Source organism: Pedococcus badiiscoriae (assembly GCF_013408925.1).
Taxonomy (GTDB): domain Bacteria; phylum Actinomycetota; class Actinomycetes; order Actinomycetales; family Dermatophilaceae; genus Pedococcus; species Pedococcus badiiscoriae.
Genome location: NZ_JACCAB010000001.1, coordinates 720,106 through 732,977, shown reverse-complemented (window position 1 = coordinate 732,977; position 12,872 = coordinate 720,106). Strand labels below are relative to the sequence as shown.

The window sequence follows — 12,872 nt, the reverse complement described above, 5'->3', positions numbered from 1 at the left end:
CTTACCCCTCGTCGACATCCACCCAGTCAAGGGTGCGTTCCACGGCCTTGCGCCACCCGGCGTACCCATCGCTGCGCTGCTGGTCCGTCCAGGCAGGTGACCAGCGCTGGGACTCCTGCCAGTTGGCGCGGAGCTCGTCGGTGCCCGACCAGAAACCGGTGGCCAGACCAGCAGCGTAGGCCGCGCCGAGCGCCGTCGTCTCGGCGACCACGGGCCGGGACACCGGGACACCGAGGATGTCGGACTGCAGCTGCATGCAGAGGTTGTTGGCCGTGACCCCGCCGTCGACCTTGAGCACCTCGAGCTGGACGCCGGAGTCCTTGGTCATGGCGTCCGAGACGTCGCGGGTCTGGTAGCAGATGGCCTCGAGGGTGGCCCGGGCGAGGTGGGCGTTGGTGTTGAACCGGCTCATCCCGACGATCGCGCCTCGGGCGTCGGGACGCCAGTAGGGGGCGAAGAGCCCGGAGAAGGCCGGCACGAAGTACAGCCCGCCGGTGTCCTCGACCTGGTTGGCCAGCCGCTCGATGTCGGCGGCGCCGGAGATGATCCCGAGCTGGTCGCGCAGCCACTGGACGGCCGACCCGGTGACGGCGATGGACCCCTCGAGGGCGTACACCGGCTTGGCGTCGCCGAACTGGTAGCAGAGGGTCGTCAGCAGCCCCGAGGCCGAGCGGACGATGTCGGTGCCGGTGTTGAGGAGCATGAAGTTGCCCGTGCCGTAGGTGTTCTTGCCCTCGCCGGGGGCGAAGCAGACCTGCCCGACGGTCGCCGCCTGCTGGTCCCCGAGGTCGCCCGCGAGCGGCACCTCGCCGCCCAGCGGGCCGGTGCCCCGCGTCAGCCCGTAGAGCTCGGGGTCCGAGCTGGGCCGGATCGTGGGGAGCATCGAGCGCGGGATCCCGAAGAACCCCAGCAGCTCCTCGTCCCAGTCGAGGGTCCGCAGGTCCATCAGCATGGTGCGACTGGCGTTCGTCACGTCGGTGACGTGCACGCCGCCGTCCGTGCCCCCGGTGAGGTTCCACAGCAGCCAGGTGTCGATGGTGCCGAAGATCGCGTCGCCGCGCTCGGCTGCCGCGCGGGCTCCGTCGACGTTCTCGAGGATCCACTGGACCTTGCCCGCCGAGAAGTAGGCGGCGGGCGGTATGCCGGCCCGCTCGCGGATCACGTCGCCGCGACCGTCCTGGTCCAGCTGGCGCGCGATGCGGTCGGTGCGGGTGTCCTGCCAGACGATCGCGTTGTGCAGGGGCCGGCCGGTGCGGCGGTTCCACACGACCGTCGTCTCGCGCTGGTTGGTGATGCCGAGCGCGGACAGGTCGCCGGCCTGGAGGTTGAGGTGCGACAGGGCGGAGCCGACCACGGTCTGGGTGCGTTCCCAGATCTCGAGGGGGTTGTGCTCGACCCAGCCGGCTCGCGGCATGACCTGCTCGTGCTCGAGCTGGTGCCGGCCGACCTCCGCGCCGTCATGGTCGAACACCATGAAACGGGTGCTCGTGGTCCCCTGGTCCACCGCACCAACGAAATCGGCCATGACGCGACCCTAGCCGCGCCATGGCGGGTTGCGGCGGCGGAGGCCGAAGTGTGGCGTGCGTATTAGGCACTGGGGTTGTGGATATCCGAAACCCAGGTTCGTTTCACGCACACACTTGTCCTGGGTGCCGATCGAGGGGGAGAGGACCGTGGCTGACGACGAGCTCGACGAGCGGCTCGACCACCTGCCGTTCACCCTGCGAGAGGCCTCGCGCGCGGTGGACGACCTGCTGGCTCACCTGCTGCGCAGCGAGGGCCACGACAGACTGCCGCTGAACGCGTTGCACGCCCTTGTGGTTGCTCAGGACAAAAGGCCGATCGTGTCAGTGGCCGCGCGGCTGCGCGTGTCACCGCAGGCAGCGAGCAGGTTGGTGCGCACCGTGGTGACCGGCACGGTCGGAGAGGACCGACTGGTGGCCCTGGCGGACCAGCTCGCCGAGCTCGCGCTCCTCGACCCCTAGTCCCTCGGGGCGGGCTCGACGAGCTCGGGACGTCCGGGCTGCTCGCCGCCCCGCGCCTCGAGGTACGAGTTCTTGGGCACCATCACCTTGCGACGGAAGATGCAGACGAGGGTGCCGTCCTGGTTGTAGCCCTTGGTCTCCACGTGGACCACGCCACGGTCGTCCTTGGACGTGCTCTCCCACTTGTCCAGGACCTCTGTCTGGCCGTAGATCGTGTCGCCGTGGAAGGTCGGTGCGACGTGCCGCAGCGACTCGACCTCGAGGTTCGCGATCGCCTTGCCGGAGACGTCGGGCACGGACATGCCGAGCAGCAGGGAGTAGATGTAGTTGCCCACGACCACGTTCTTGCCGAACTGCGTGGTGTTCTCCGCGTAGTTCGCGTCGAGGTGCAGCGGGTGGTGGTTCATCGTGATCAGGCAGAACAGGTGGTCGTCGTACTCGGTCACCGTCTTGCCGGGCCAGTGCTTGTAGACCGCGCCGACCTCGAACTCCTCGTAGCTGCGTCCGAATTGCATGGCGCCCATTGTGGTCGATGGCCACCACCCAGGGACACGGGTATGCCGCGTGCGTTCCCTCACAGCCATGGTTCCACGGCATCCTTGCTGCGCGAGCAGTCGAGAAAGCCGTCGAGAAAGCCGTCGAGAAAGCTTGCGACGAACATCGAGAGCGTCGTGCGCCGACCGTCAGGCAGATGACAGGGCCATGTCGGCCACCGACCCGTAGAGGGAGCGCCACCATGAAGTACGTCATCCTCATCCACTCCACCCCGCAGCCGTGGGGCCACCCCACGAGCGACTTCGTCGCCGAGCTCCAGGCCCTGCCCGAGCAGGAGCGGGCGACCCTGCAGGCCGACTTCGAGTCGGTGATGCAGGAGATGGCCGAACGCGGCGAGCTGCTGGGCGGCCAGGCCCTGGGTGACCCCAGCGAGGCCCGGCTGGTCCGCTGGCACGCGGGTCGCAGGAAGATCACCGACGGCCCCTACGCCGAGACGGTCGAGCACTTCGCGGGATTCTTCCTCATCGACGTGGCGTCCCAGGATCGGGCGGAGGAGGTGGCTGCGAAGTTCGCCGGTCCGGGGGAGACGGTCGAGCTGCGTCCTGTGGCGGAGTGAGGCGCCCGGGCGGTCCGGAGGCACGCGCCAGTGGCCCTACCCTTGGCACGTGCCGATCGACCTCCACACCCACTCCACCGCGAGCGACGGCACCCAACCGCCAGAGGCGGTGATCGCCGCCGCCGCGACGGCGGGTCTGGATGTCGTCGCCCTCACCGACCACGACACGTATGCCGGGTGGCCGGCTGCGGTGGCCGCCGCCCACGAGGTGGGCGTGGACCTGGTGCGCGGCGTCGAGATCTCCTGCTCACGGCGAGGGGTCAGCGTGCACCTGCTCGGCTACCTCGTGGACCCCCAGGCTCCCGCCCTGCTCCGCGAGCTGGAGCGGGCGCGGGAGTCGCGGGCGACCCGGATCGACCGCATGGTGGAGCTGATGACCGCGGACGGCATACCGGTGACGATCGAGGAGGTGCGCGCCCAGGCGGGCGAGGGCACCACGATGGGGCGGCCGCACATCGCCGACGCGTTGGTGGCCAGCGGCTTCGTCGGCACGCGCGACGAGGCGTTCACCGACGTCCTGCGCAACGGCAGTCGTTACTACGTCTCGCACTACGCACCCGACCCGGTGCTCGCCGTGGAGCTCGTCCGCCAGGCGGGCGGTGTCCCGGTGATGGCGCACCCGTTCGCCAACGGCCGGGGCTGGACCGTCGACGACGCAGTCATCGAGGAGATGGCGGCGGCCGGGCTCGCGGGCCTCGAGGCCCACCACCGTGACCACCGGCCCGCGGAGGTGCGCCAGGCGGAGGAGCTCGCCGCGCGGCTGGGGCTGTTCGTGACGGGGTCGAGCGACTACCACGGCGCGGGCAAGGAGAACCGGCTCGGCGAGAACACCACGTCGGCGGACGTGCTGGCGCAGATCGAGCACCAGGCAACCAGCGGCATCGACGTGGTCAGGGCGGCACGAGCGTGAGCGACATCATCAACCTGCAGGCATTCGGCTCGGTCTTCGTGACGCTGCTCGTCATCATGGACCCCCCGGGCGCCCTCCCGATCTTCCTGGCCCTGACCGCGTCGCTGACGCAGAAGCAGAAGGTCGCCGCGGCTCGCCGCGCGTCCCTGGTCGCGCTCGGGGTGATCGTGATGTTCGCCGTGTTCGGCCAGCAGATCCTCACCTACCTGCACATCTCGCTGCCCGCCCTCCAGGGAGCAGGCGGCCTCCTGCTGCTGCTCGTGGCCCTGCAGCTGCTCACCGGCTCCGAGCAGGAGCAGCACGCCGACGCGGGCGTCAACGTCGCGCTGGTGCCCCTCGGCACCCCGCTGCTGGCTGGTCCCGGTGCGATCGTCGCGACGATGCTGCAGGTCAAGCGGGCCGACGCGGTCGCCGACTACGTCGCCGTCGCGGCCGGCCTGGTCGCCACGATGTTCGTCGTGTGGCTGTTCTTCCGCTTCGCCAGCCAGGTCCACCGGGTGCTCAAGGACAGCGGCACCGTGCTGGTGACCCGGATCGCCGGCCTGCTCCTGTCGGCGATCGCCGTGCAGATGGTCGCGGACAGCATCCGGGCGTTTGTCAGCGGTACCGCCTAACGTGGGCGAGGTGAGTGCGGGGGAGTTCGTGCAGGAGCAGTTCGTGGGTATGCCGCGGCGCCTCTTCCGAGCCAGCCCCAGCAAGCTGCTGACCTGGGTCGACTGCCCGCGGCGGTACCGGATGCAGTACCTCGACCGGCCTGCGCCGCCCTCGCGACCCCAGCGGGCGCACACGTCGTTCGGTGTGGCCGTGCACAACGCGCTGCGCGACTGGTGGGACCTGCCCACCGAGCGTCGCACCCCGGCGGCGGGCGCCGAGCTGGTGCGCTCGTCCTGGATCGATGTCGGCTTCCGCGACGCCGACCAGTCCCGCGAGTGGCGCGAGCTGGCCCAGCGCCAGGTCGTGGACTACCTCGACGAGGTCGACCCCGCCCACCAGCCGCTCGGCATCGAGCGCACCGTCTCGCTCAAGACGCAGGTGTTCACCCTCCAGGGTCGGATCGACCGCCTCGATGACCGCGGCGGTGAGCTGGCGGTCGTCGACTACAAGACGAGCCGCTGGGAGCCGACCGACGACGACGCCCGCACGTCGTTGCCGCTCGCCCTGTACGCCGCGGCCGCCTGGAAGATGTTCCGACGCAAGTGCGTCCGCGTCGAGCTGCACCACCTGCCCAGTGGGGCCGTGGCCAGCCACGAGCACACCGGCGAGTCGCTGACGCGCAAGATCGCCGAGGCCGAGTCGATCGCCAAGGACGCCCGCCGGGCCGAGGAGGACTACGCCGAGCTCGGCGTCGACTCGAGCCGGTTCCCGGCCACCGTCGGTCCCCTGTGCCAGTGGTGCGACTTCCGGGCCCACTGCCCGGCTGGTCAGGCCTTCGGACCGGAGAAGTCCGACTGGGCGGCCCTCGAGCAGCCCGCGGTCCGCACCTGACAGACTTGCGCCGACCGGCATACGCAACTCTCGAGCCCATCACACAGAAGAAGGGCGGCCTCTGGTGGCCAGGACACCCGCGAAACCGGCCACGATCGTCTCGGTGGCCAACCAGAAGGGCGGCGTCGCGAAGACGACGTCGGTGGCCTCCCTCGGGGCCGCCTTCGCCGAGCAGGGCAAGCGCGTCCTGCTGGTGGACCTGGACGCCCAGGCCTGCCTGACGTTCAGCCTCGGCGTGGACCCGGACGAGGTCGGCAGCTCGATCAACGAGGTGCTGCTCGGACGCGCGTCGATCGCCGACGTGCGGGTCGCCTGTGACGACGGGGTCGACCTCGTGCCCAGCGTCATCGACCTCGCGGGCGCCGAGGCCCAGCTGCTGCCGCGACCCGGCCGGGAGTACATCCTGCGGACGGTGCTGGAGGAGGTGCGCGGCGAGTACGACGTGGTCCTGCTCGACTGCTCGCCCAGCCTGGGAGTGCTGACCCTCAACGCGCTGACCGCCAGCCAGGGCCTGATCATCCCCATGCCGTGCGAGATGCTCAGCCACCGCGGCGTCGGCCAGCTGCTCGACACGGTGACCGACGTGCAGAAGATCCTCAACAAGGACCTCGAGGTCTGGGGCATCCTGCCCACCCTGTTCGACGGGCGCAGCAACCACGCCCGCGAGGTGCTCGCCGACGTGGGCGAGCGCTATGACCTGCCTGTGCTCGACCCGCCGATCCCCAAGACGGTGCGTTTCGCCGAGGCGCCCGCGGTCGGGCGGTCCATCCTGGCGACCTCCCGCACCTCCAAGGGCGCGAAGGCGTACCGCGACGTAGCGGCCGCCCTGGCGAAGAAACTCTGACCTTCGGAACAGCTCGGATCTTCGAAACAGCCCTGATCCTCGGAATAGTCGGGCCCGGTCGGGACTTGTCCCCTGACGGTGACTGAACCCGACCCCCCGAGGAGAATCATGTCCCGCACTGCTGCTCTGTCCACCGCCTCCGCAGGCGCCCCGCTCACAGCCACGACGATCGAGCGCCGCGAGCTGCGTGACGACGACATCACCATCGACATCGCCTTTGCCGGCATCTGCCACAGCGACATCCACCAGGTCCGTGAGGAGTGGGGGAGCGCGATCTTCCCGATGGTCCCCGGCCACGAGATCGCCGGGGTCGTCTCCGCCGTGGGTGACGGGGTGACCCGCTACCAGGTGGGCGACCGCGTCGGTGTCGGCTGCATGGTCGACTCCTGTGGTGAGTGTGAGTACTGCAAGGACGGCCAGGAGCAGTTCTGCGTCAAGGGCGCCGTCATGACGTACAACGGCAAGGGCTACGACGGCGAGGAGACGATGGGCGGCTACAGCCAGCAGGTCGTCGTCAGCGAGCGGTTCGCCGTCCGGATCCCCGACGCCCTCGAGCTCGATGTCGCCGCGCCGCTGCTGTGCGCCGGCATCACCACCTACAACCCGCTCAAGCGCTGGGGCGCCGGTCCCGGCACCAAGGTCGCCGTCGTGGGTCTGGGCGGTCTCGGCCACCTCGGCGTGAAGTTCGCCGCGGCGCTGGGCGCCGAGGTCACCGTGCTCAGCCAGTCGACCGCCAAGGAAGCCGACAGCAAGGCGTTCGGCGCCGTCGAGCACCGCGCGACCAAGGACGAGTCGACGTTCAAGGACCTGCGGGGCCAGTTCGACCTCATCCTCAACACGGTGAGCGCCAACCTGCCGTTCGACCAGTACCTCTCGCTGCTCAAGCCCAACGGGGCCATGGTCAACGTCGGCGCGCCGAGCGACCCCAGCTCGTTCCAGGCGTTCTCCCTCATCGGCGGCAGCAAGGTCCTGGCCGGTTCCAACATCGGCGGCATCCCGCAGACGCAGGAGATGCTGGACTTCGCCGCCGAGCACGGCATCGCGGCTGAGATCGAGACGATCAGCGCCGACCAGGTCAACGAGGCCTACGACCGCGTCGTGAACTCGGACGTGCGCTACCGCTTCGTGATCGACACCGCCACGATCGGCGCCTGACCCGCCCCCGCCCCCGGGGGCCAACCCCGATAGACAGGTATGCCGCGCGGCTCAGCCGCGCGGCATACCTGTCTGCTCTGGGGGTGCGGGTCAGGCCTGGGTGCTGGCCTCTCCGGTGGCACCACCGCGGGTGCGCCGACGGTTGCGGTTGCGCCGCGGCTTGGCCGGGGCGTCGCCGTCCTGGGGTGCGCTGTCCGAGCGGCGTTCGCCACCACGACCGGCGTCACGAGCGGCGTCGCGGCCGCCACGACCGCCACCGTCTCGGACACCGTCTCGGTCGCCGTCACGGCCACCGCGACCGCCGGCGGCCGGGCGACGACCACTGGACTTGCCGGTCTCGCCGAGGTCCTCGAGCACCTCGGCGCCCAGGCCGGCGAGCTTCTGGTCGGCCTTGGGCAGGCGGCCCTTGGCGGTGCGCGGGATGTCGAGCTGCTCGTAGAAGTGGTCCGAGGAGGAGTAGGTCTCCTCCGGCTCGGGGATCCCGAGGTCGAGGGTCTTGTTGATCAGGCCCCAGCGCGGCATGTCGTCCCAGTCGACGAAGGTGACCGCGATGCCCGTGTTGCCCGCGCGGGCGGTGCGCCCGATGCGGTGCAGGTAGGTCTTCTCGTCCTCGGGGCACTGGTAGTTGATGACGTGGGTGACGTTGTCGACGTCGATCCCGCGGGCGGCGACATCGGTGGCGACGAGGATGTCGACCTTGCCGTTGCGGAACGCGCGCAGCGCCTGCTCACGCGCTCCCTGACCGAGGTCGCCGTGGATGGCGGCGGCGGCGAAGCCGCGCTCGGTGAGGTCGTCGGCGACCTTCGCGGCGGTGCGCTTGGTGCGGCTGAAGATGATGGTCAGGCCACGGCCTTCGGCCTGCAGCATGCGGGCCAGCATCTCGACCTTGTCCATCGCGTGGGCGCGGTAGACGAACTGCTCGACGGCCTTGACCGTGTGGGCGTTCTCCTGGTCGTCACCCATGGCGCGGATGTGGGTCGGCTGACGCATGTAGCGGCGGGCCAGGGCGACGACGGCACCGGGCATGGTGGCCGAGAAGAGCATCGTCTGCCGGGCCGGCGAGGTCATCGCGAGCAGCTTCTCCACGTCCGGGAGGAACCCGAGGTCGAGCATCTCGTCGGCCTCGTCGAGCACGACCGACTTCGTGTGCGAGAGGTCGAGGTGACCCTGCTTTGCCAGGTCGATCAGACGCCCGGGCGTGCCGACGACGATCTCGACCCCGGCCTTGAGGGCCTCGATCTGGGGTTCGTAGGCGCGGCCGCCGTAGACGGTGAGCACGCGGATTCCGCGACGCTTGCCGGCGCGCTCGAGGTCGCTGGCGACCTGGACGGCGAGCTCACGGGTCGGGGCGACGGCGAGGGCCTGCGGCTTGCCGGCGTGCGGGAAGGTGTCCCACTCGGCGTCCCCGCGGGCGATCGTGCGGTTGAGCATCGGGACGCCGAAGCCGAGCGTCTTGCCGGTGCCGGTCTTGGCCTGGCCGATGATGTCGTGGCCACCGAGGGCGACGGGCAGGGTCATCGCCTGGATGGGGAAGGGCGTCACGATCCCCGCGTCGCTCAGCGAGGCGACGATGTCGGGGTGGACGTCGAAGTCGGCGAAGGTCGGGTCAGCCGGCGCAGCGACAGGGGTATCGGTCGTGGCGTCGGACGTGGCGTCGGTCGTGGCGTCGGGCACAGTCGTGTCCGGGTTGGTCTCAGTCATGAAGTTCTCTCGATCGGGGCGCTCCCACAGCGGGGTGGCGCTCGCACAGCGGGCCGATCGGAGGTCTTCGTCTTGCGGAGCGCGGACCGGGTCCACGGCTGATTCGTGCCGACCGGGCACCTTTGACCCCCTCAGTCTAGCGGTGCACGCCCGACATGCCCGCATCCGCGACCCTCACGCCGGGGTCGTCCAAGGCCCCGCCGTTAGGGTGACGGGCATGACCAAGGACGACTGGCTGGCCGATCCGCAGTACCGCGACGCCGTCGCCGACCTCCTCGGAGTGCTCGCGTACGGCGAGCTGACAGCGTTCACCCGGCTCGCCGGGGACAGTGAGCTCTCGCCGAGCCAGCCCCTCAAGGCCGCCGTGGCGGGACTGGCGGTGGCCGAGTTCCGGCACTACGAGATCCTCGTGGCGCGACTGGACGAGATGGGCATCGACCCCGAGGTCGCCATGGCGCCGTTCATCGCGCCGATCGACGCATTCCACGAGCGCACCCGGCCGAGCACCTGGCTCGAGGGCCTGGTCAAGGCCTACGTGGGCGACGGCATCGCCACCGACTTCTACCGTGAGATCGCCGCCTACGTCGACCCCTCGACGCAGGCCCTGGTGCACTCGGCCATGGAGGACGTGGGGCAGGCGGAGTTCGTCGTCAAGGTCGTCCGTGAGGCCATCAAGGCCGACCCCAAGGTCGCGGGACGGTTGGCGCTGTGGGGCCGCCGGCTCGTGGGCGAGGCGCTCTCGCAGGCCCAGCAGGTCGCCGTCGAACGCGACGCGCTGGCCTCGCTGATGGTCGGCGGGATCGGCGGCCCGGGCCGCCCCAGTGCCGACCTGGCCGAGCTGGGACGGATGTTCGCGCGGCTCACCGACGAGCACACCCGACGGATGGGTCGGCTCGGCCTCGCCGCCTGACCGGCCAGCCGCCTGACCGGCCCGCCGTCTGACCGGCACCTGCGCCCGAACTGCACGACGAAGGGCCCCGTCCTGGTGGACGGGGCCCTTCGCGGACGTTTGACTCGTCAGACCTTCCGGCGTCCTGTCACGTTGCCGTAGATCACGATCAGGATCGCCGCGACGACGATCCCCACCAGGAACGGGATGAACTCGAAACCACCGTTCGAGTTCTTGTAGCCGAGCTGGAAGACCAGCCACGAGGCGATCAGCGATCCCAGGATCCCGATGATGATGGTCATCAGGAGTGAGATGTTCTGCTTGCCCGGAAGCACGAGACGGGCCAAGGCCCCGATGATGAGACCGCCGATGATGGCGCCGATAATCGTTCCGACCACGGTTGCTCCTTCGTGCGGCTGCGGCGCCGCGTTCAGCCGGGGCCCCCTTCGGCCCCGTGAGAGGACCAGAGGACCACGGATCGTCGCCCCACGCACGCGGAAGGGTCAGACGCGGAAGGTCACACGCAGAGGGCTCAGACGCCGAAGCCGACGCCTCGCTTGTCGGACTCGCCGATCTGGACGTACCCGAGGACCGCTGCCGGGACGAGGAGCTGGCGTCCCTTGTCGTCGACGAGGGTGAGGACGGTGCCCTTCTCGAGGGACGCGCTCACGGCCGCGGCGATGTCGGCTGCGCTCTCGGTGGACTCGAAGACGACCTCGCGAGAGACGTTCTGGACGCCGATGCGGACCTCCACGGTGATTCCCTTCGTGTTGGGGTGGGCACGCGGCATACCTGCGCGTGCGGTGGTGACGCCAAGGCTAACGAGCGGTGCCTCAGGAACCTTCCCCGCCCACCTTCGGGAACGAGCCGAGGCCGCGCCACGCCAGGGCGCCCATCAGCAGGGCCGCCTCGTCCTTGGGCACGTCGGAGTCCTGGGCGAGCCAGTGGCGGGCGCTGACCTGAGCCAGGCCGGTGAGGGCCATGCCGAGCAGTGAGGCGTCCTCGTCGGTGAGCCCGGTGTCCTCGGCGATGACCTCGGCGACGGCCTCCGCGCAGACCAGGCCGACGGCGTCGAGGCGGTTGCGGACGGCGGACTCGTTGGTGAGGTCGGACTCGAAGATGAGCCGGAAGGCCGCCCCGTCGCGCGAGACGAAGTCGAAGTAGGCCGCGATCGTCGCGTAGACCCGCTCCTTGTTGTCCTGGGTCGAGGCGAGGGCCTCGCGGACGAGCTGCTCGAGGGCCTCGCTGTGCTTGTCGAGCAGGGCCAGGTAGAGCTCGAGCTTGCCGGGGAAGTGCTGGTAGAGCACCGGCTTGGAGACCCCGGCACGGTCGGCGATGTCGTCCATGGCGGCCGCGTGGTAGCCGGACTCCACGAAGGCGGCCTGCGCGGCTTCGAGGAGCTGGGCGCGGCGGGCGGAGCGCGGGAGGCGCTGGCCACGGGCGTTGTCGGTGCCTGGAACTGCCTGAAGCGACATGGTGACTCTCTGTTCGGCGGTGGTGCAGCCTGACGGCGGTGTCCTCCACATCGTACGGGTGGGTAACCTGCATCACATGGCGATCCCACCGCTGGTTGCGCCCGGACCGGAGCTCACGACCGAGCAGAAGGCCCGCTACGCCCGTCACATCCTGCTCCCCGAGGTCGGTCTGGAGGGGCAGCGCAGACTGGCCAGCGCACGCGTCCTGGTCATCGGCGCCGGGGGTCTCGGGTCGCCCGCCCTGATGTACCTCGCGGCGGCCGGGGTGGGCACCGTCGGGGTGGTCGACGACGACGTGGTCGACGCGTCGAACCTCCAGCGTCAGATCGTCCACGGGGTCGCCGACGTGGGTCGCCCCAAGACCGAGTCGGCCGCCGAGACGGTCGCCGCCATCAACCCGCTGGTCACGGTCGTCCGCCACGACGTGCGGCTGACCTCCGAGAACGCCCTCGAGATCCTCGCCGACTACGACGTCGTCCTGGACGGAGCCGACAACTTCCCGACCCGCTATCTCGTCAACGACGCGTGCGTCTTCCTCGGGATGCCGCACGTCTGGGGGTCGATCTACCGGTTCGACGGGCAGGTGTCGGTGTGGTTCTCGGGCTACGGTCCCTGCTACCGCTGCGTCTTCCCCGAGCCTCCGCCACCCGACGCGGTCCCGTCGTGCGCGACCGGCGGCGTGCTCGGCGTGCTGTGCGCGGCGATCGGGTCGGTCCAGGTCGCCGAGGCGGTCAAGCTCATTGTGGGACAAGGGGATCCGCTCGTCGGCCGGCTCCTCGTGCATGACGCCCTGCGCCAGACCTGGGACTCCCTGACCGTGCGCGCCGACCCCCACTGCCCGGTGTGCGGCGAGTCCCCGACCGTCACCTCGCTCGTCGACTACGAGCAGTTCTGCGGTATGCCGGGTGCTTCCGCGACGGGGTCCGCGCAGGAGGGTGAGCAGGACCACCGGGACGCCGGCCCTCGGGGCGCGGGTTTCGCCGAGGTGTCGGCGAGGGACCTGGCCGACATGCTGGCGCAGCGGGAGCGCGGTGACCGCGAGCTCGAGCTCGTCGACGTCCGGGAGCCCGGCGAACGTGCCGTCGTGTCGATCCCGGGCGCCCGGGCCCTGCATCTCGACCGGTTCCGGGACGGGACGGCGGCCGCCGAGCTGCCGCCCGGCATACCTGTCGTGCTGATGTGCAAGTCCGGGGTCCGGTCCGCCGAGGCCGCCGGGATCCTCGCCGCGACCGGCCGCGCCGACGTCGCGAACCTGACCGGTGGCGTGCTCGCCTGGGTCAGGGACGTCGACCCGAGCCTGCCGGTCTACTGAGGGAC

General features: G+C 70.3%; 15 protein-coding genes. 9 read left to right on the top strand and 6 right to left on the bottom strand.

Translation table 11 applies throughout. From position 1 onward, the window contains the following. Window position 1 precedes the first annotated feature (1 nt). On the bottom strand, window positions 2–1,525 hold the full coding sequence (gene glpK, locus BJ986_RS03430; protein ID WP_179420731.1) for a glycerol kinase GlpK: 1,524 nt from the start codon (window positions 1,523–1,525) through the stop codon (window positions 2–4). A gap of 148 nt (window positions 1,526–1,673) precedes the next feature. Here glpK and BJ986_RS03425 point away from each other — a divergent pair, with 148 nt between their 5' ends. After that, the gene (locus BJ986_RS03425) at window positions 1,674–1,985 is read left to right on the top strand and encodes a hypothetical protein (protein WP_179420730.1); all 312 of its coding nucleotides are present in this window, start codon (window positions 1,674–1,676) and stop codon (window positions 1,983–1,985) included. On the opposite strand, the gene BJ986_RS03420 is transcribed toward BJ986_RS03425, so the two are convergent. Continuing rightward, window positions 1,982–2,500, bottom strand: coding sequence for a MaoC family dehydratase (locus BJ986_RS03420; RefSeq protein WP_179420729.1), 519 nt, complete (start codon window positions 2,498–2,500; stop codon window positions 1,982–1,984). The genes BJ986_RS03425 and BJ986_RS03420 overlap by 4 nt on opposite strands. A 221-nt stretch (window positions 2,501–2,721) precedes the next feature. On the opposite strand from BJ986_RS03420, the gene BJ986_RS03415 reads away from it, so the two are divergent. From BJ986_RS03415 to BJ986_RS03390, 6 genes are all read left to right on the top strand, one after another. Next, the gene (locus BJ986_RS03415; protein WP_179420728.1) at window positions 2,722–3,096 is read left to right on the top strand and encodes a YciI family protein; all 375 of its coding nucleotides are present in this window, start codon (window positions 2,722–2,724) and stop codon (window positions 3,094–3,096) included. Between the two features lie 49 nt (window positions 3,097–3,145). Further along, entirely contained in the window at window positions 3,146–4,006 is an 861-nt protein-coding gene (locus BJ986_RS03410; protein ID WP_179420727.1) for a PHP domain-containing protein, read from the top strand. Next, complete coding sequence (locus BJ986_RS03405; RefSeq protein WP_179420726.1) at window positions 4,003–4,620, top strand: MarC family protein; 618 nt, start codon at window positions 4,003–4,005, stop codon at window positions 4,618–4,620. The genes BJ986_RS03410 and BJ986_RS03405 overlap by 4 nt, the downstream gene beginning before the upstream one ends. Before the next feature lie 10 nt (window positions 4,621–4,630). After that, window positions 4,631–5,491 carry a RecB family exonuclease gene (locus tag BJ986_RS03400; protein ID WP_337794761.1) on the top strand — a complete coding sequence of 287 codons (861 nt, stop codon included), beginning with the start codon at window positions 4,631–4,633 and terminating at the stop codon, window positions 5,489–5,491. 64 nt (window positions 5,492–5,555) lie between these two features. Continuing rightward, window positions 5,556–6,335 (top strand): AAA family ATPase, encoded by a 780-nt coding sequence (locus tag BJ986_RS03395; RefSeq protein WP_179420725.1) that lies wholly within the window; start codon window positions 5,556–5,558, stop codon window positions 6,333–6,335. 108 nt (window positions 6,336–6,443) lie between these two features. Then, the gene (locus tag BJ986_RS03390) at window positions 6,444–7,490 is read left to right on the top strand and encodes an NAD(P)-dependent alcohol dehydrogenase (protein WP_179420724.1); all 1,047 of its coding nucleotides are present in this window, start codon (window positions 6,444–6,446) and stop codon (window positions 7,488–7,490) included. Window positions 7,491–7,580: 90 nt separating this feature from the next. On the opposite strand, the gene BJ986_RS03385 is transcribed toward BJ986_RS03390, so the two are convergent. Continuing rightward, window positions 7,581–9,191, bottom strand: a complete 1,611-nt coding sequence (locus tag BJ986_RS03385; protein WP_179420723.1) for a DEAD/DEAH box helicase — start codon at window positions 9,189–9,191, stop codon at window positions 7,581–7,583. Between the two features lie 217 nt (window positions 9,192–9,408). Here BJ986_RS03385 and BJ986_RS03380 point away from each other — a divergent pair, with 217 nt between their 5' ends. Continuing rightward, window positions 9,409–10,101: a ferritin-like fold-containing protein gene (locus tag BJ986_RS03380; RefSeq protein WP_179420722.1), complete on the top strand. Its 693-nt coding sequence runs from the start codon at window positions 9,409–9,411 to the stop codon at window positions 10,099–10,101. Window positions 10,102–10,208: 107 nt separating this feature from the next. Here BJ986_RS03380 and BJ986_RS03375 read toward each other — a convergent pair whose 3' ends face one another. The 3 genes from BJ986_RS03375 to BJ986_RS03365 all read right to left on the bottom strand — a co-directional run bounded on the left by BJ986_RS03375 (window position 10,209) and on the right by BJ986_RS03365 (window position 11,555). After that, window positions 10,209–10,478 (bottom strand): GlsB/YeaQ/YmgE family stress response membrane protein, encoded by a 270-nt coding sequence (locus tag BJ986_RS03375; protein WP_179420721.1) that lies wholly within the window; start codon window positions 10,476–10,478, stop codon window positions 10,209–10,211. A gap of 134 nt (window positions 10,479–10,612) precedes the next feature. Then, complete coding sequence (locus BJ986_RS03370) at window positions 10,613–10,870, bottom strand: DUF3107 domain-containing protein (protein ID WP_202881169.1); 258 nt, start codon at window positions 10,868–10,870, stop codon at window positions 10,613–10,615. Window positions 10,871–10,913: 43 nt separating this feature from the next. Further along, window positions 10,914–11,555, bottom strand: a complete 642-nt coding sequence (locus tag BJ986_RS03365; RefSeq protein WP_179420720.1) for a TetR/AcrR family transcriptional regulator — start codon at window positions 11,553–11,555, stop codon at window positions 10,914–10,916. A 76-nt stretch (window positions 11,556–11,631) separates the two neighbouring features. On the opposite strand from BJ986_RS03365, the gene moeB reads away from it, so the two are divergent. Then, complete coding sequence (moeB, locus tag BJ986_RS03360) at window positions 11,632–12,867, top strand: molybdopterin-synthase adenylyltransferase MoeB (RefSeq protein ID WP_179420719.1); 1,236 nt, start codon at window positions 11,632–11,634, stop codon at window positions 12,865–12,867. The last annotated feature ends 5 nt before the right edge of the window (window positions 12,868–12,872 follow it).

Coding starts and splice junctions, on each gene's coding strand:
- BJ986_RS03420 (WP_179420729.1), bottom strand. CDS start 2,500: ATGCAATTCGGACGCAGCTACGAGGAGTTCGAGGTCGGCGCGGTCTAC.
- BJ986_RS03385 (WP_179420723.1), bottom strand. CDS start 9,191: ATGACTGAGACCAACCCGGACACGACTGTGCCCGACGCCACGACCGAC.
- BJ986_RS03415 (WP_179420728.1), top strand. CDS start 2,722: ATGAAGTACGTCATCCTCATCCACTCCACCCCGCAGCCGTGGGGCCAC.
- BJ986_RS03380 (WP_179420722.1), top strand. CDS start 9,409: ATGACCAAGGACGACTGGCTGGCCGATCCGCAGTACCGCGACGCCGTC.
- BJ986_RS03370 (WP_202881169.1), bottom strand. CDS start 10,870: ATGCCGCGTGCCCACCCCAACACGAAGGGAATCACCGTGGAGGTCCGC.
- BJ986_RS03365 (WP_179420720.1), bottom strand. CDS start 11,555: ATGTCGCTTCAGGCAGTTCCAGGCACCGACAACGCCCGTGGCCAGCGC.
- glpK (WP_179420731.1), bottom strand. CDS start 1,525: ATGGCCGATTTCGTTGGTGCGGTGGACCAGGGGACCACGAGCACCCGT.
- BJ986_RS03390 (WP_179420724.1), top strand. CDS start 6,444: ATGTCCCGCACTGCTGCTCTGTCCACCGCCTCCGCAGGCGCCCCGCTC.
- moeB (WP_179420719.1), top strand. CDS start 11,632: ATGGCGATCCCACCGCTGGTTGCGCCCGGACCGGAGCTCACGACCGAG.